The sequence below is a fragment of the Streptococcus sp. SCPM-O-B-15277 (M60) genome (assembly GCF_058200335.1).
This window is the reverse complement of sequence record NZ_JBYQGR010000001.1, coordinates 472,869-489,593: the sequence shown is the minus strand read 5'-3', so window position 1 is coordinate 489,593 and position 16,725 is coordinate 472,869. Positions and strand designations below refer to the sequence as shown.

Annotated in this window: 15 protein-coding genes; 2 read left to right on the top strand and 13 right to left on the bottom strand. The window is 40.7% G+C overall.

The genetic code is table 11. From position 1 onward, the window contains the following. The first annotated feature begins 12 nt into the window (after nt 1-12). Nucleotides 13-1,578, top strand: coding sequence for a signal recognition particle protein (gene ffh, locus AC3E9F_RS02435; RefSeq protein WP_263393724.1), 1,566 nt, complete (start codon nt 13-15; stop codon nt 1,576-1,578). A gap of 182 nt (nt 1,579-1,760) precedes the next feature. Here the strand turns inward: ffh and AC3E9F_RS02430 are convergent, their stop codons facing one another. The 6 genes from AC3E9F_RS02430 to AC3E9F_RS02405 form a co-directional block, all read right to left on the bottom strand. Beyond that, nucleotides 1,761-2,651 (bottom strand): RluA family pseudouridine synthase, encoded by an 891-nt coding sequence (locus tag AC3E9F_RS02430; protein WP_263393725.1) that lies wholly within the window; start codon nt 2,649-2,651, stop codon nt 1,761-1,763. Then, nucleotides 2,641-3,102, bottom strand: a complete 462-nt coding sequence (gene lspA / locus AC3E9F_RS02425) for a signal peptidase II (protein WP_263393726.1) — start codon at nt 3,100-3,102, stop codon at nt 2,641-2,643. The genes AC3E9F_RS02430 and lspA overlap by 11 nt, the downstream gene beginning before the upstream one ends. After that, entirely contained in the window at nt 3,099-4,007 is a 909-nt protein-coding gene (locus AC3E9F_RS02420) for a LysR family transcriptional regulator (RefSeq protein WP_263393727.1), read from the bottom strand. The genes lspA and AC3E9F_RS02420 overlap by 4 nt, the downstream gene beginning before the upstream one ends. Nucleotides 4,008-4,158: 151 nt before the next feature. Then, the gene (gene sodA, locus AC3E9F_RS02415) at nt 4,159-4,764 is read right to left on the bottom strand and encodes a superoxide dismutase SodA (RefSeq protein ID WP_263393728.1); all 606 of its coding nucleotides are present in this window, start codon (nt 4,762-4,764) and stop codon (nt 4,159-4,161) included. 69 nt (nt 4,765-4,833) lie between these two features. Beyond that, nucleotides 4,834-5,871, bottom strand: coding sequence for a DNA polymerase III subunit delta (gene holA / locus AC3E9F_RS02410; RefSeq protein WP_490672770.1), 1,038 nt, complete (start codon nt 5,869-5,871; stop codon nt 4,834-4,836). A 32-nt stretch (nt 5,872-5,903) separates the two neighbouring features. Further along, a complete protein-coding gene (locus AC3E9F_RS02405) occupies nt 5,904-6,839 on the bottom strand; it encodes a dihydroorotate oxidase (protein ID WP_490672769.1) in 936 nt (311 codons plus the stop codon). Between the two features lie 229 nt (nt 6,840-7,068). On the opposite strand from AC3E9F_RS02405, the gene gdhA reads away from it, so the two are divergent. Next, nucleotides 7,069-8,415, top strand: coding sequence for an NADP-specific glutamate dehydrogenase (gene gdhA / locus AC3E9F_RS02400; protein ID WP_263393731.1), 1,347 nt, complete (start codon nt 7,069-7,071; stop codon nt 8,413-8,415). Nucleotides 8,416-8,507: 92 nt separating this feature from the next. On the opposite strand, the gene alaS is transcribed toward gdhA, so the two are convergent. The 7 genes from alaS to AC3E9F_RS02365 all read right to left on the bottom strand — a co-directional run bounded on the left by alaS (nt 8,508) and on the right by AC3E9F_RS02365 (nt 16,636). Next, nucleotides 8,508-11,126, bottom strand: coding sequence for an alanine--tRNA ligase (alaS, locus tag AC3E9F_RS02395; RefSeq protein WP_263393732.1), 2,619 nt, complete (start codon nt 11,124-11,126; stop codon nt 8,508-8,510). Nucleotides 11,127-11,142: 16 nt separating this feature from the next. Next, nucleotides 11,143-11,628, bottom strand: a complete 486-nt coding sequence (locus tag AC3E9F_RS02390) for an LURP-one-related/scramblase family protein (RefSeq protein WP_214262077.1) — start codon at nt 11,626-11,628, stop codon at nt 11,143-11,145. A 274-nt stretch (nt 11,629-11,902) separates the two neighbouring features. After that, a complete protein-coding gene (locus AC3E9F_RS02385) occupies nt 11,903-12,652 on the bottom strand; it encodes an MBL fold metallo-hydrolase (RefSeq protein WP_263393733.1) in 750 nt (249 codons plus the stop codon). 202 nt (nt 12,653-12,854) lie between these two features. Beyond that, nucleotides 12,855-13,925 carry an ABC transporter substrate-binding protein gene (locus tag AC3E9F_RS02380; RefSeq protein ID WP_045615644.1) on the bottom strand — a complete coding sequence of 357 codons (1,071 nt, stop codon included), beginning with the start codon at nt 13,923-13,925 and terminating at the stop codon, nt 12,855-12,857. Then, nucleotides 13,922-14,695 (bottom strand): ABC transporter permease, encoded by a 774-nt coding sequence (locus AC3E9F_RS02375; protein WP_414277938.1) that lies wholly within the window; start codon nt 14,693-14,695, stop codon nt 13,922-13,924. Before AC3E9F_RS02375 ends, AC3E9F_RS02380 begins: the two co-directional genes overlap by 4 nt. Beyond that, the gene (locus AC3E9F_RS02370) at nt 14,692-15,498 is read right to left on the bottom strand and encodes an ABC transporter permease (protein WP_490672768.1); all 807 of its coding nucleotides are present in this window, start codon (nt 15,496-15,498) and stop codon (nt 14,692-14,694) included. Before AC3E9F_RS02370 ends, AC3E9F_RS02375 begins: the two co-directional genes overlap by 4 nt. Then, nucleotides 15,479-16,636, bottom strand: a complete 1,158-nt coding sequence (locus tag AC3E9F_RS02365) for an ABC transporter ATP-binding protein (RefSeq protein ID WP_490672767.1) — start codon at nt 16,634-16,636, stop codon at nt 15,479-15,481. The genes AC3E9F_RS02370 and AC3E9F_RS02365 overlap by 20 nt, the downstream gene beginning before the upstream one ends. Between the last annotated feature and the right edge of the window lie 89 nt (nt 16,637-16,725).

The window sequence follows — 16,725 nt, the reverse complement described above, 5'->3', positions numbered from 1 at the left end:
TAGGAGAAAATAATGGCATTTGAAAATTTAACAGAACGTTTGCAGAACGTCTTTAAAAATCTACGTAAAAAAGGAAAAATCACAGAAAGCGATATCCAAGAAGCAACCAAGGAAATTCGTCTGGCTCTTTTAGAGGCCGACGTTGCTTTACCTGTGGTTAAGGACTTTATCAAAAAAGTTCGCGAACGTGCGATTGGTCATGAGGTCATTGATACCCTCAATCCAGCTCAACAAATCATCAAGATTGTTAATGAAGAGTTGACTGCAGTTCTTGGTTCTGATACAGCTGAGATTATCAAGTCTCCAAAAATCCCGACCATTATCATGCTGGTCGGTTTGCAGGGTGCTGGTAAAACAACCTTCGCAGGAAAGCTCGCGAACAAACTCAAAAAGGAAGAGGATGCTCGTCCTCTGATGATTGCGGCCGACATCTATCGTCCTGCGGCCATTGACCAGCTCAAAACACTGGGACAACAAATTGATGTTCCTGTATTTGCTCTTGGGACTGAAGTTCCTGCAGTTGAGATTGTTCGCCAAGGTTTGGAGCAAGCCAAAGCCAACCATAACGACTATGTCTTGATTGATACAGCCGGTCGTTTACAAATCGATGAGCTTCTCATGAATGAGCTTCGTGATGTTAAAGCTCTTGCTCAACCAAATGAAATCCTTCTCGTCATCGATGCTATGATCGGTCAAGAAGCTGCTAACGTTGCACGAGAATTTAACAATCAATTAGAGGTTACCGGTGTCATCCTTACCAAGATTGACGGGGACACTCGTGGTGGTGCGGCCCTTTCTGTTCGTCATATCACAGGAAAACCTATCAAATTCACTGGTACTGGTGAAAAGATTACAGATATCGAAACCTTCCACCCAGACCGTATGGCCAGCCGTATTCTCGGTATGGGAGATATGCTGACTCTGATCGAGAAAGCTTCCCAAGAATACGATGAGCAAAAAGCCCTTGAAATGGCTGAAAAGATGAGGGAAAACACCTTTGATTTCAACGATTTCATCGATCAGTTGGATCAAGTGCAAAATATGGGGCCAATGGAAGATTTGCTCAAGATGATTCCTGGTATGGCCAACAATCCTGCCCTTCAAAATGTGAAGGTGGATGAAAAACAAATCGCTCGTAAACGTGCCATCGTCTCATCTATGACTCCTGAAGAACGTGAAAATCCAGATTTGCTCACTCCAAGCCGCCGTCGTCGTATCGCAGCTGGTTCTGGGAATACCTTTATCGAAGTCAACAAGTTCATCAAAGACTTTAACCAAGCTAAACAACTCATGCAAGGTGTCATGTCTGGTGACATGAACAAGATGATGAAGCAAATGGGCATCAACCCTAACAATCTTCCTAAAAATATGCCTGGTGGCATGGATATGTCAGCCCTTGAAGGAATGATGGGACAAGGTGGTATGCCTGATATGTCAGCGTTCGGAGGAGCTGGAATGCCTGATATGAGCCAGATGCTCGGTGGAGGTCTCAAGGGTAAAATCGGTGAATTTGCTATGAAGCAATCCATGAAACGCATGGCCAACAAAATGAAAAAAGCTAAGAAAAAACGCAAATAAAAGGGAGAGTGGGACAGAAATCGGTAATTCGTTAGAATTCGATTTCGTCGTCCCACCTCCGCACAGTTGAGTAGGACTGTAAAACTGATGAAATCAGCCTAGTAGAGCCCACTCAACCACTGCGTCTTGCTCGACAATCCAAAGAAAATTGAGAGGCTAGGACTTTTGTCCCAGCCTCTTTTTTAGTTATTTCGAAGTTTCTCCAAAGTCTCTTTAAAGATAGCAGGAATATCAGAAGTAAATTCCATAGTTTCACCTGTTCTTGGATGAGTAAATCCAAGCGTCTTGGCATGGAGAAATTGTCCATGTCCCTTTAGGGTTTTACGAGGACCATATACTTCATCACCGGCTACAGGATGACCGATATAAGCCATGTGCACACGGATTTGATGAGTTCGTCCTGTTTCCAGTTGCAATTCTAATAAAGAATAGTCACCAAAGCGTTCCAAGACTTGGAAGCGTGTCACGGCTGGTTTCCCTTTGGCAGTCACAGCTTGTTTCTTGCGGTCTTTTTCACTACGTCCGATTGGCGCCTCAATGACTCCACGGTCGTTGGGAAGATTTCCATGAACGATAGTCCAATATTTTCGAAGTGATTTCTTATCTTTCAATTCTTGAGCGAGCGCCATGTGAGCATCGTCGTTTTTAGCAATCATCAAGAGACCTGATGTATCCTTATCAATACGGTGGACAATTCCAGGACGTAATACACCATTGATTCCTGATAAGTCCTTGATATGATACATAAGGGCATTCACCAAGGTCCCACTAGTATGACCAGCACTTGGATGAACGACCATACCTTGAGGTTTATTGACTACTGCTACATCCTCATCTTGGTATATGATTTCTAAAGGAATATCTTCAGCTTCATACTCCAAAACCTCTGGTTCCGGAACTTGATAGGTGACAACATCCCCTTCTTGAACCGAGTACTTGGCTTTTTTTAACTGACCATTGACCAAGACCTGACCAGACTTGATTTGTTCATTGGCGAGACTACGTGACAGTTCTGTCAGATCTGACAAAGCCTTATCTAAACGTATCCCGCCGGTTTCAATTTTAATTTCCATTCATTTCCTCTTTTAGCATTGCAAGCAATAATACAAGAACTCCTACTGTTAGATAACTATCAGCTACGTTGAATATGGCAAAATTGACAAAGTCTAAGTGGAACATATCCACGACAAATCCTCGGCTAATACGATCAATGAAGTTTCCCAGACCACCTGCAATAATCAAAACCAATCCAAAGACTGTCCAGAAGGAATCCTCTATATGCTTATGAAGATACCAGATAGCTCCAACCATGACTACGAGGGTAATCACTGCAAAAAACCACTGTTGGTCTTGGAGCATCGAAAAGGCTGCTCCTCTATTTTGCAGATAGGTTAAACTAACTAGATTTGGGATCCATGACTTGATTTCACCAAGAGCAATATTCTGAACGACATAAGCCTTTACCATTTGATCTAAGACAATCAAGGCTGCTATAATCCCTGCTAGTATTCCTCTTTTTTTCATGCTTTCCTCTTCTGATCAAAATACTCTTGCATAACCTCTACAAATAAAGTCCCTGCTTGACTCAAGTCTACTTCCTCACGTTTCACATAAACCATGCGATTATTGAGATTATCATTTAGTGGAATAACGGTAATTCCATTAACACTATCGCTATCTAAGAATCCAGAACCAGTCGCATAAGCATTTGTTCTTTCAAGAATCCCATTTAAAGTAGCTCGGTCTGTTACGTTAAACATTTGAGAGCTGGCACTTGTATCCACAAAGTTTTCTGAGTAATAGAGGTATTCATCCTTCTCTTGTGTGAAACGCACGGTTGGCAATTCAGCCAAATCATCCATGACCAACTCTTTTTTCTTAGCCAAAGGATGTCCTTCACGTAGATAAATATGCGTTTGGAAAGGAATCAACTCTATCACTTCAAGGCCTAATTTTTCAACCCGCTGCATGATACCCTTTTGATTTTGATTGTTGAGATAGATAATCCCAATTTCACTATGTCCTTGGGCTACTTCATCCAAAATCTGAACAGTTGTAGATTCAAAAATACGAAAATTCTTATACTCCGGGTACTGTTGAGAAAAAGCTGTAATGGTTGGAGGTAAGAAATCATAGTGCTGACTGGCTATTGAAAACTCATCCTTTTCCTCTTCAGGATTGGCATACTGATTCTGGAAGATATCAAAACCTTTGACCAATTCTTGTGCCTTTTCATAAAATTCCATTCCACGGCGAGTAAGAAAGGTTCCTGAACTGGTTCTACGAAAAATCTTAAAGCCTAGCTCTTTTTCCAGATCTCTTACAGAAATAGATAGACTGGGTTGGCTAACGTACATCTTTTCAGCCGCTTCACGAAAAGTACCACTATTAGCAATAGCTACAACGTAGCGTAATTGTTGAATATTCATGATTTCTCCTTCGATTTCTATCTTATCATTATACCATAAATCAAGCCTATCCAACAAAGGAAAATCATGAGACCGATACTTCTTATCAAAGCAAACAAAAAACACCTTTCATGTTAGATAAATTTCTAACCAAAAGGTGTTATGTTCAATATTATTTAGCCGCTGCGTATAGTTCGTTTACTTTGTTCCAGTTAATCACTGAGAAGAAAGCTTTGATGTAGTCAGGACGAACGTTGCGGTATTTCACGTAGTATGCATGTTCCCAAACGTCCAAGCCCAAGATTGGTTTCTTACCTTCTGAGATTGGTGTGTCTTGGTTTGCTGTTGAAGTCACTTCAAGCTTACCTTCTTTGTTAACAACCAACCATGCCCATCCAGAACCAAAACGTGTAGTTGCTGCTGCAGTGAAAGCTGCTTGGAATTCTTCGAATGAACCAAAAACTTCATCGATTGCTGCTGCAAGTTCTGCTGAAGGAGCTGTTTTTTCAGGAGTCATCAATTCCCAGAAAAGAGCATGGTTCAAGTGTCCACCACCATTGTTGATAAGCGCTTGACGGATATCAGCTGGGATAGATTCTACGTCAGCAAGCAAAGCTTCAAGGTCTTCACCAATTTCAGGGTGTTTTTCAAGAGCTGCGTTTGCGTTGTTGACATATGTTTGGTGATGTTTGTCATGGTGCAAGTGCATTGTTTCAGCATCGATGTATGGTTCCAATGCATCGTAAGCGTATGGAAGATCTGGTAAGATAATAGCCATCTGTAATACCTCTTTTTCTTTTTATATAAAAATGATAACGCAAACAACCTGTTTTTTCAAGTTATTTGCTCAATTTGACTGGCTGGCAATTTGCAATAAAGCCTTCTCAAACAAGTACCCTTTTTCGTAAACACCAGTCTTAATTTGATAATCTGCTTGAATGAGATAACGAATAGAATTTTGTAGGAAATTCAGGGACAATCCTCGCGTGTCACGAAGAGCAAATTTGATTTGATAGGGATTCGGATTGCGACCAAGATAGTGACCCAAACTGCTGACCATCTGTGATTCTGTCTGACCAGACTCTTGCAATATTTTCACCTGGGTATAGAGTCTAAACTGCCCCAGCATAATGGCAATCAGTTTAATCTCATCTTCTCCTTGCAAGGTCAAATCTTTAACTAAATCTCGTGCCTGATCAATTTTCTTAGTTAATATTAATTGGGTCAAATCAAAAATATTATCCTGCAAAGTCTTTGGAATGGCTTCAACAATATCTTCTTCTGTTATCAGACCACTATCCTTATAAGACTGTAAGAAGAGCAAGTTTTTCTGAATTTCACTGAATTGAAAACTAGATTTGATAAGCAACTGTTCAAAGGAATTTCCATCAAAAGTAAGTCCTTGTTCCTGAGCCCACTTTTGAAAATAGGCTCTCAACTCTTGCTCTTTAGGTTCAAGAGCCTCAAATACTGTCGCATCCCGCTTAAGTAATTTGACCAAACGTCTCTTGCTATCTAACTTGCCTTCAGCAAAGATTACTAATTTACTTGAGGGTACAGGATTTTCCAGATAGTCTTCAAAGGCCTTGAGCTCATCATCAGTTAGATAGCGTTTTTTAGCAGTTGTAATATCGAGAAAATGATCTAAAATAACAATTTTTTCATCCGCAAAGAAAGGAAGACTGACCAACTCTAGCTCCAAGCTTTTGTAGTCTACTTCTTTCATGTCAAAATAAGCAAAATTCAAATCTGCAGGATCATATCCGATTTGCTTTAGAACTTGTGCTTTCATGACGTCATACTGTCCTTGATCAGTTCCTGTAAACAGGGTCAAACTAGGAAGGTTCGCTAAGGATAGCTTTCGACTTTCTTCTATGGCTAGCATTTATTCTCCTTTCTTTTTAATTTAGCTTCCGTTTAATCTATATAATTCAATTTTCCACGGAAATCCTCTAGGCATTGGTATCCTTTTTCCGTCATAATTTCTTTGAGTTCCTTTGTAATACGCTCAAAAGCACCTACACCTTCTTTATGAAGAGTAGTTCCTACTTGTACCATGCTGGCACCACATAGGATATGTTCAAAAGCATCACGCCCTGTTAATACTCCACCAGTTCCAATGATTTGAATATCTGGATTTAAGCGTTGATAAAAAGCATGAACATTAGCAAGGGCCGTTGGTTTGATGTATTCTCCACCAATCCCACCAAAACCATTCTTAGGACGAATCACGACAGACTCATCTTCTATATAAAGACCATTTCCGATAGAGTTCACACAGTTGACAAACTTGAGTGGATATTTGTTAAAAATAGCTGCTGCCTGGTCAAAATGTACAATATCAAAATAAGGTGGAAGCTTAATTCCTAGAGGTTTTGTAAAGTATTCAAAGACTTCTGACAAAATGCGGTCTGTAGTTTCAAAGTCATAAGCAATCTGTGGCTTACCAGGAACATTTGGACATGAAAGATTGAGCTCTGTTAGGCCACTAAAATCACTTTCTTGAACCTTTTTCAAGATGGTATGAGTTTCCTCTGGAGACATTCCAACTAAAGATAGAAAGAAAGTCCGATTTGGTTCCTTTTCTTGCAATTCCAAAAGGTAGTTCAAGTAATAGTCTAAACCATTATTGGGTAGCCCCATCGAGTTAATAGAACCAAGTGGAACATCTTGATAACGTGGTTCAGAATTTCCCTGACGAAATTCCAAGGTTGCTGTTTTAGTGACAAAGGTTCCTGCTGCTGAGTTTTTAACACCTTCCAATTCCTCAATGGTCATACAAGCAACTCCTGCTGCATTCATCAAGCAATTATCAAATTCAAAACCAGCAATCTGTGTTTTAGTTGATACCATGATTCTATTCCTCCAGATTCCTTTATATCTCTATTATTATACCATACTTTGATAGGACCCTTTTAATAAAACTAACCTCATAAAAATGTTGGCTTTTTTAGCTGAAAAAAAACAGCTGTTGCTAAATTGAAAGAATTTTTAGAAAATTTGTGTTTTTTCCTTTACAGTGAAAAATTTTTCTGCTATAATGTCTCATGTAATAAAATATGACAACAAAAAGGAGAACGATATGACATCTGCTAAAGAATATATCCAAAGCGTGTTTGAAACTGTAAAAGCTCGTAACGGGCATGAGGCTGAATTTCTCCAGGCGGTTGAAGAATTCTTCAGCACTTTGGAGCCTGTCTTTGAAAAACACCCTGAGTATATTGAAGAAAATATCTTGGCACGTATCACTGAGCCAGAGCGAGTAATTTCTTTCCGTGTTCCTTGGGTTGACCGTGATGGGAAAGTTCAAGTTAACCGTGGTTACCGTGTTCAATTCAACTCAGCTGTTGGACCATACAAAGGCGGACTTCGTTTCCACCCAACTGTTAACCAAGGAATCTTGAAATTCCTCGGATTCGAACAAATCTTTAAAAACGTTTTGACTGGACTACCAATCGGTGGAGGTAAAGGTGGATCAGACTTCGATCCTAAAGGCAAAACTGATGCTGAAGTGATGCGCTTCTGCCAAAGCTTCATGACCGAATTACAAAAATACATCGGACCATCTCTTGACGTACCTGCTGGTGATATCGGTGTTGGTGGACGTGAGATTGGTTACCTCTACGGTCAATACAAACGCCTCAACCAATTTGATGCTGGTGTCTTGACTGGTAAACCTCTTGGTTTCGGTGGTAGCTTGATTCGTCCAGAAGCAACAGGTTACGGTTTGGTTTACTATACTGAAGAAATGCTTAAAGCAAACAGCAACAGCTTTGCTGGTAAGAAAGTCGTGATTTCAGGTTCTGGTAATGTAGCCCAATACGCACTTCAAAAAGCGACTGAACTTGGTGCAACTGTTATCTCTGTATCTGACTCAAATGGCTATGTCATCGACGAAAATGGTATCGATTTTGACCTTCTTACAGATGTTAAAGAAAAACGTCGTGCTCGTCTGACTGAATACGCAGCAGAAAAACCAACTGCTACTTACCACGAAGGTTCTGTATGGACTTACGCTGGCAACTATGATATCGCCCTTCCATGTGCAACTCAAAATGAGATCAACGGTGAAGCTGCGAAACGCTTGGTTGCTCAAGGAGTTATCTGTGTCTCTGAAGGAGCTAACATGCCTAGCGACCTTGAAGCTATCAAAGTTTACAAAGAAAATGGAATCCTTTACGGACCTGCCAAAGCGGCCAATGCTGGTGGTGTTGCTGTATCAGCTCTTGAAATGAGCCAAAACAGTCTTCGACTTTCATGGACTCGTGAAGAAGTTGATGGACGTCTCAAAGACATCATGACCAACATCTTCAACACAGCTAAAACAACTGCTGAAACATATGGTCTTGGTACTGATTACCTTGCAGGTGCTAATATCGCAGCCTTTGAAAACGTAGCAAATGCTATGATTGCCCAAGGTCTGGTTTAATTTTTAGAAAGCATATAACTCCTCACATCCCATGTGAGGAGTTTTTCTTATTCACAGAAAAATACCTATCCAAATGGATAGGTATTAAATGATTACAATTTACTTGCTACGGCATCCAACAATTCTTGGATCTTCGCTTGGTTGCTTCCTCCTGCCATGGCCATGTCTGGTTTACCACCACCACGTCCATCAACGATTGGAGCTAATTCTTTAACCAAGTTACCTGCGTGGATGTCTTTTGTCTTGCTGGCTACAAGGACATTCACTTTATCACCGATGGCTGCGACAAGAACAAGCACATCAGAGTAGTCTTTTTGTTTCCAGTTATCCGCAAAGGTACGAAGGGCACCTGCATCTGAAACAGAGACTTGGCTCGCAATGTAACGGTGTCCGTTTGCTTCTTGAACATTCTTGAAGACATCACCTGCTGCCGCTGCTGCCGCTTTTTCCTTCAATTCTGCATTTTCTTTTTGTAATTGACGGAGTTGCTCTTGAAGGCCTTCAACCTTGTGAGGAACCTCCTTGAGTTGAGGTGCTTTCAAGGTTGCTGCAACTGCTTTCAGCGCATCTTCTTGTTCACGATAGGCTTCAAAGGCTTCTTTACCAGTCACTGCCAAGATACGACGAGTTCCTGAACCAATCCCTTCTTCTTTGACAATCTTGAAGAGACCAATCTCAGAAGTATTGCCAACGTGGGTACCACCACAAAGCTCGACCGAGTAGTCACCGATGGTCACAACGCGGACTTCTTTACCATATTTCTCACCAAAGAGGGCCATAGCTCCCATTTCTTTAGCTGTATCAATGTCTGTCTCAACTGTTTCCACTGCGATTGCTTCCCAGATCTTTTCATTGACTTGTTGTTCAATGGCGCGCAATTCTTCAGGAGTTACCGCTTGGAAGTGAGTGAAGTCAAAGCGAAGGAATTCTACTTCGTTAAGAGATCCTGCTTGAGTTGCATGGTGGCCAAGGATATTGTGAAGAGCGGCATGGAGCAAGTGAGTTGCTGTGTGATTCTTCATAACACGAAGACGACGGTTCGTATCGATTGTTAACGTGTATTCTTGGTTCAAAATAAGTGGAGCGAGGACTTCAACAGTATGAAGTGCTTGTCCATTTGGTGCTTTTTGAACGTTTGTCACAGTAGCTACGACATTTCCAGTAGCATCCAAAATTTGACCGTGGTCAGCTACTTGTCCACCCATTTCAGCGTAGAAAGGAGTTTCTGCAAAGATCAGAGATGCAGTTCCTTCTGAAACTGCTTCTACTTCAGCATTGTCCGCCACGATAGCTACTAATTTTGAAGGCAATTGACTAGCATTGTAGTTAAAGACACTCTCAACAGTAATGTTTTGAAGGGTTTCGTTTTGCATCCCCATGGATCCGCCTTTAACAGCTGACGCACGCGCACGTTCTTGTTGCTCTTTCATGGCTGCTTCAAAACCTTCACGATCGACTGTCATACCTGCTTCTTCAGCGATTTCTTCTGTCAACTCTACTGGGAATCCGTATGTATCATAGAGTTTGAAGACATCTTGTCCAGCGATAACTGTTTGGCCTTTTTCTTTCAAGTCTGCTACGATGGTTTCTGCAAAGTGTTGACCTGAGTGAAGAGTACGGGCAAATGACTCTTCCTCGCTCTTAACGATTTTTTCGATAAAATCACGTTTTTCAAGCACTTCTGGGTAGTAGCTTTCCATGATCTTACCAACAGTTGGAACCAGTTTGTAAAGGAAAGGCTCATTGATACCCAATTTTTGACCATGCATAGAAGCACGACGGAGGAGACGACGAAGGACATAACCACGACCTTCATTTCCTGGAAGGGCACCATCCCCAATCGCAAATGAAAGTGAACGGATGTGGTCAGCGATGACCTTGAAGCTCATGTTGTCGCCATCTTGGTCATAGACCTTACCAGACAATTTCTCAACTTCACGGATGATTGGCATGAAGAGGTCTGTTTCAAAGTTAGTCTTGGCCCCTTGGATCACCGCTACCAAACGCTCCAAACCAGCGCCCGTATCAATGTTCTTGTGTGGCAATTCCTTGTACTCGCTACGAGGAACAGCAGGGTCAGCGTTAAATTGTGACAAAACAATGTTCCAGATTTCGATATATCGGTCGTTTTCGATATCTTCTGCAAGCAGACGAAGACCGATATTTTCTGGGTCAAAGGCTTCTCCACGGTCAAAGAAGATTTCTGTATCAGGTCCAGAAGGTCCAGCACCAATTTCCCAGAAGTTGTCTTCGATTGGAATCAAGTGACTTGGATCCACGCCCACTTCGATCCAGCGGTTGTATGAATCTGTGTCATCTGGATAGTAAGTCATGTAGAGTTTGTCTTTAGGGAAGTCAAACCACTCAGGACTTGTCAAAAGTTCATAAGCCCAAGTAATGGCTTCGTCACGGAAGTAATCCCCAATTGAGAAGTTTCCCAACATTTCAAACATGGTATGGTGACGCGCCGTCTTCCCTACGTTTTCAATATCGTTGGTACGGATGGCTTTTTGAGCATTAGTAATACGCGGATTTTCAGGTTTGATAGTTCCATCGAAGTATTTCTTGAGGGTTGCAACCCCTGAGTTAATCCACAAAAGCGTTGGATCGTTTACTGGAACCAAGCTAACAGATGGTTCTACCGAGTGACCTTTGGTCGCCCAGAAATCAAGCCACATTTGGCGGACTTGTGCACTAGATAATTGTTTCATTTGTATCTCCTTTTTACTAATTTGAGTCTCTTTCTAGCATTTCTACATAGTCGATAGCGACACAGAGGGAAATGACTAGGTCTGCATAAGATTCGTCGTAGACTGTCACGGTATAGGTAGAAGTTAAATGGAAGAGTTCCTTAGCAATCTCCGCAATCACTTGATCACGATCATCGAGGAGTTTAAAGTTTAAATCCCAGATATTTCCTTCGATACGAAGACCGAGGTTGTCAAACTCATACTTATCTTTGAAGAAAGTCAACTTCTTTCGGATATAAAAATGATCTCCATTACTGAGTTGAATCTCAAAGCGTGGCATGAAGGTAAGAATTTCTTTACTAATTCCACTGACTTGTTCACCAACTGCATCGTAGATGGTAAAAGTCTTTGGAATCTTAAAAAATGAACCTTCAACCTGATAGGCGACATTGCCCATTTCATCCTTGATATCAAAGCGTTCACCACCTAGGCGAAATTTTTGTTTGACAAGAAATCTTCTCATAAGTACCTCTAAAAATAAAAGACAAATCCATATCACGAAGGGCGAAAAACCGCGGTACCACCTTCATTCAATGAACTTGTCATTCTTTGATTCTTATGCAATTGTTCGATTGAGTAGCATGATTTTCTATCTTAGATGGCTCGCAGCACCGCCAATTCTCTGAACTAAGATGGAGAGAAAACCAATTCTCAACTCTAGTATTATACCGTTTTTGGAAAGGTTCGTCAAGATTTATCATCTTAAAGATACTGCATCAAGCAATAAATTCTGAAAGCTAGATGCTAATCGTCTCGCCTACAGAAAGAGTTTTATATTTAGCATCTTCAACTTCTTTTTTTGTCGTCTGGTAATGACTATAATCGTCAATATGAATTGGATAGATATTTTGGGGCTGAAGTATAGATTCTAATTGTTGTAACATCTTTAAATTCATTGTGAATGGACCACCAAATGAATCTGATTTAACGGCTCCAAGATTTACAAAAATAGCATCAATGTTTTTGGGAACAAAATCAGTCAATCTTGGATATAAAATCGTGTCACCTGTAAAATAGATTATTTTAGTTTGCAATGGACTTGTGATTGTTATTTGATAACCATTAACTTTCCCAACTATTTTTTGCATTATAAAATTACTCGCATGATAAGCTGGTATAGCTTTAATAGCAATTTCATACTCATCAACAGAAAAATATTGCTCTTCTCCCCATTTTAAAACTATATTTTTTAAACATGACAATCCTTCTGTAATTTTTCTGTTAGGAGAAATGACCGTTTTGTCCTTCAGGTATCCTTTGCCAACATCATCTAAATGATCTTGATGACCATGAGTTATTAGCCATACATCAACTTTATTAAGAAGAGACTTATCATTATTGACATTAGTTTGTTTCTCGGACACAAATCCTTTAAACTGAACTAAAGTTCCTTTGGGAGATAAATCAGGATCAATTCCTATATAAAATTTATTATCAATGGAAAGGATTCCACATGCAACTCCACAATAAGTAAACGAAATAGACATAATACTCCTACAAATAGTTTCCTAATCAATTTTTTGAAAAAATAAATTCTTTAAGAATAGAAAAATTATAACACGATTCAAAAATTATTACTACTTACCGCTTATAACCATAATAAAACCTAGCTAAAAAGACTTTACTAGTTACTAATAGCCAGGTTTTATTCTAATTTAATTGAAATTATTTCCGATAGCAGATAATCTCCTACTTCCTATACATCTTAAATTGTAGGAAGAGGTCACTGTAGATTCCTGTCCATTTATGGTCAAACTTCTCATAAACTTCTAGGTGTTTCATAGTATCTGCATCAGGATAGAAGGACTTGTCCTCTTTTGTCTCCTCAGGGAGCATTTCCTTAGCAGCATTGTTTGGTGTTGAATAACCGACATATTCTGCATTTTTCAGAGCATTTTCAGGCTTTAACATAAAGTTGATAAAGGCATAGGCCGCATCCTGGTTCTTAACTGTCTTTGGTATCACCATATTGTCAAACCAGAGGTTACTTGCTTCTGTCGGTACGACGTATTTGAGGTTAGGATTCTTTTCCAACATCTGGCTAGCTTCCCCTGAGAAAGTCACACCGATAGCAGCATTGTTCTGAATCATGTAGCCCTTCATCTCATCGGCTACAATTGCCTTGATATTAGGTGTCAGCTCATAAAGTTTATCGACCGTTTGTGACAGTTGCTCTGGATCTTTTGAGTTAAGGCTATAGCCTAATGAGTTAAGACCTAAACCAAGTACTTCACGCGCCCCATCAAAGAGCATGATAGAATCCTTGTACTCTGGCTTCCAGAGATCGTCCCAATGTTCAGGTGCTTCTTCTACCATGGTTTCATTGTAGACAATTCCCAAAGTCCCCCAGAAATATGGGATTGAGTACTTGTTGTTTGGGTCAAAGGACTGGTTGAGAAATTCTGGACCAATATTCTCAATTCCCTCAATCTTACTATAATCCAGCGGAACTAGAAGGTCTTCGTCCTTCATCTTGTTAATCATGTACTCACTCGGGATGGCAATATCATAGGTTGTTCCACCCTGCTTGATTTTCGTGTACATGGCTTCGTTGGAGTCAAAGGTCTCGTACTGAACCTGAATTCCTGTTTCTTCTGTAAATTTTTCTAGAAGTTCAGGATCGATATAGTCTCCCCAGTTGTAGATGACCAATTTTTGACTATCACGACTATTGATTTTACTATCAAGATGGTAAGAAATTCCCCATAAGACAAGGATAATCGCTAAAATTCCTGCTAAAAATGAATAGAGTCGTTTCATGCTTGCTCCTCCTTCTCACGTGAAATAAAGTAATATCCGACAACCAGGATAATACTAAAGAGAAAGACCAAGGCTGAAAGAGCATTGATTTCTAAAGAAATTCCCTTACGAGCTCGAGAGTAGATCTCAACTGACAAGGTTGAAAAACCATTTCCCGTTACAAAGAAGGTCACAGCAAAGTCATCTAATGAATAGGTGAAAGCCATAAAGTAGCCTGCAATGATAGACGGCGTTAGGTAAGGAAGCATAATTTCCTTGAACATTTGGAAATGACTAGCCCCAAGGTCATAGGCCGCATGAATCATATCTCCATTCATCTCTTTCAATCGAGGCAAGACCATGAGCACTACGATTGGAATCGAGAAGGCCACGTGACTGGACAAAACTGTCAGAAAACCAAGTGAAAACTTGAGCTGTGTAAAGAGAATCAAGAAGCTGGCACCAATCATAACGTCTGGCGCAACCATCAAAATGTTATTGAGAGATAGGAAGGCTTCTTGGTATTTTTTGCGTGATTGATAGATATAGATAGCCCCAAAGGTTCCAATGACAGTCGCAATCAAGGCTGATAGAAAGGCTAGTAAAAAGGTCTGAACCAAAATCAGCATGAGCCTTCCATCGCCAAACATCGTCTCGAAGTGAGTCCAACTAAAGCCTGTAAAGCTATTCATATCATCCCCGGCATTGAAGGCATAGACGATCAAGTAGAAGATTGGTAAATAAAGGACGATAAAGACAAAGGCCAGGTAAAGATTCGATAATTTTTTCATCGTTCTCTCCTTTCCTTAGTCACCCACATAGTGATAAACATGGTCAGGATAAGAACCACACCAATCGTTGAACCCATACCGTAGTTGTCATTGGTCAAGAAGTTCTGCTCGATGGCAGTCCCCAAGGTAATCACTCGGTTCCCACCGATCAAACGTGTCAACATAAAGAGACTCAAACTTGGGATAAAGACAGATTGGACTCCGCTTCGCACTCCATTCATAGAAAGGGGAAAGATGACATGGCGGAAGGTTTCCAACTTGGTCGCACCGAGGTCATAGCTGGCATTGATGAGATTGTTATCCATATCATCCAGAACATTGAAGATGGGCAAAATCATAAATGGAAGCTCGATGTAGCTTGCTACAAATATAAATGAGAAATCTGTAAATAGCAACTGCTGAGAACCAATTCCGATAAATTCTAGGAATTGGTTAATAGAGCCATTTTGACCAAAAATTCCGATAAAGGCATAGGCCTTAAGGAGAAGGTTGATCCAGGTTGGTAAAATGATTAGCATGAGCCATAGTTGACGGTGTTTGAGACGAGTCAAAAAGAGGGCTGTTGGATAACTGATAAGAAGCGTCACTAGAGTTACAATCCCTGCATAGAGAACAGAGTTGAAGCTCATTTTGAGATAGGTTAAGTTTTGTGACGCAAAATAGGATTTATAGTTTTCTAAACTGAACTGGCCTTCGATGTTGAAAAAGGATTGACCAAAAATCAAGACCAAGGGTGCTAATACAAAGAGGGCAATCCAAAGCATGTAGGGCACTACAAAGAGTTTAGAGGTTGTTTTCTTCATCTCTTTCCTCCTCAATAGCGTTGATCAAACCTGCTTCATGCTCTTCAATTTCTACGTACTCTTCGATACGAGCATCGAACTCTTCTTCGGTTTCGTTGAGACGCATGATGTGGATGTCTTCTGGTTCAAAGTCCAGACCGATTTCCTCACCAACGATGGCCTTACGAGTTGAGTGAATCATCCATTCGTTGCCAAGTTCGTCATAGGCGATAATCTCATAGTGCACTCCACGGAATAGCTGCGTATCGACCTTCACTTGAAGCTTTCCTTCTTCTGGAAGAGTAATGCGCAAGTCCTCTGGACGAATGACGACTTCGACCGGTTCATTTGACTTCATCCCACCGTCGACCGCTTCAAATCGTTTACCATTGAACTCGACCAAGTAGTCCTCAATCATGGTTCCTGGCAAGATATTTGATTCACCGATGAAGGTGGCTACAAAGTGGTTGATTGGCTCGTCGTAGATGTCAACTGGTGTCCCAGACTGAACAATCTCACCGTCATTCATGACAAAAATCCAGTCACTCATGGCCAGAGCTTCTTCCTGATCGTGAGTAACAAAGACAAAGGTAATCCCCAAGCGTTGTTGCAGTTCACGTAGTTCGTACTGCATGTCTGTCCGCAACTTCAAGTCAAGTGCTGACAAAGGCTCATCCAAGAGCACCACTCGAGGCTGGTTGATAATCGCACGCGCAATAGCTACACGCTGACGTTGTCCTCCAGATAGCTTACGAATCGAACGTTTTTCAAAACCTTCTAACTGAACCATCTTGAGAACTTCTAAGACACGTTGTTCGATTTCTTTTTTATCGACCTTGCGCAATCGCAATGGAAAGGCAACATTTTCAAAGACATTCATGTGCGGGAACAAGGCGTAAGATTGGAAGACCGTGTGAACATCGCGTTTATTGGTCGGGATGTCATTGATACGAACGCCATCCAGTAAAATATCACCCGTCGTTGCGTCTAGCAAACCTGCGATGATATTGAGAATGGTTGATTTTCCTGAACCAGAAGCTCCTAGCAGTGTATAAAATTTTCCTTCTTCCAACTCAAAGTTAATATCCTTGAGAACCTTAGTGTCGCTATCCTCAAAAACTTTAGAAACGTTTCTGAATTCGATAATTGGTTTTTTCAATTCCTCTAAATTCCTTCTTCTTCGTAAAATAACAAATTGGGACCTTGTTAGCATGCTAAAAACAAGTGTCGGAAATAAAACGTCCTAAA

What these genes read in the sequence shown, in the direction of transcription:
- AC3E9F_RS02430 (WP_263393725.1), bottom strand. Translation starts at nt 2,651, where the DNA reads ATGGAAATTAAAATTGAAACCGGCGGGATACGTTTAGATAAGGCTTTG.
- alaS (WP_263393732.1), bottom strand. Translation starts at nt 11,126, where the DNA reads ATGAAACAATTATCTAGTGCACAAGTCCGCCAAATGTGGCTTGATTTC.
- AC3E9F_RS02375 (WP_414277938.1), bottom strand. Translation starts at nt 14,695, where the DNA reads ATGAAAAAATTATCGAATCTTTACCTGGCCTTTGTCTTTATCGTCCTT.
- AC3E9F_RS02380 (WP_045615644.1), bottom strand. Translation starts at nt 13,925, where the DNA reads ATGAAACGACTCTATTCATTTTTAGCAGGAATTTTAGCGATTATCCTT.
- lspA (WP_263393726.1), bottom strand. Translation starts at nt 3,102, where the DNA reads ATGAAAAAAAGAGGAATACTAGCAGGGATTATAGCAGCCTTGATTGTC.
- gdhA (WP_263393731.1), top strand. Translation starts at nt 7,069, where the DNA reads ATGACATCTGCTAAAGAATATATCCAAAGCGTGTTTGAAACTGTAAAA.
- AC3E9F_RS02405 (WP_490672769.1), bottom strand. Translation starts at nt 6,839, where the DNA reads ATGGTATCAACTAAAACACAGATTGCTGGTTTTGAATTTGATAATTGC.
- sodA (WP_263393728.1), bottom strand. Translation starts at nt 4,764, where the DNA reads ATGGCTATTATCTTACCAGATCTTCCATACGCTTACGATGCATTGGAA.
- AC3E9F_RS02370 (WP_490672768.1), bottom strand. Translation starts at nt 15,498, where the DNA reads ATGAAGAAAACAACCTCTAAACTCTTTGTAGTGCCCTACATGCTTTGG.
- AC3E9F_RS02385 (WP_263393733.1), bottom strand. Translation starts at nt 12,652, where the DNA reads ATGTCTATTTCGTTTACTTATTGTGGAGTTGCATGTGGAATCCTTTCC.
- holA (WP_490672770.1), bottom strand. Translation starts at nt 5,871, where the DNA reads ATGCTAGCCATAGAAGAAAGTCGAAAGCTATCCTTAGCGAACCTTCCT.
- ffh (WP_263393724.1), top strand. Translation starts at nt 13, where the DNA reads ATGGCATTTGAAAATTTAACAGAACGTTTGCAGAACGTCTTTAAAAAT.
- AC3E9F_RS02390 (WP_214262077.1), bottom strand. Translation starts at nt 11,628, where the DNA reads ATGAGAAGATTTCTTGTCAAACAAAAATTTCGCCTAGGTGGTGAACGC.
- AC3E9F_RS02420 (WP_263393727.1), bottom strand. Translation starts at nt 4,007, where the DNA reads ATGAATATTCAACAATTACGCTACGTTGTAGCTATTGCTAATAGTGGT.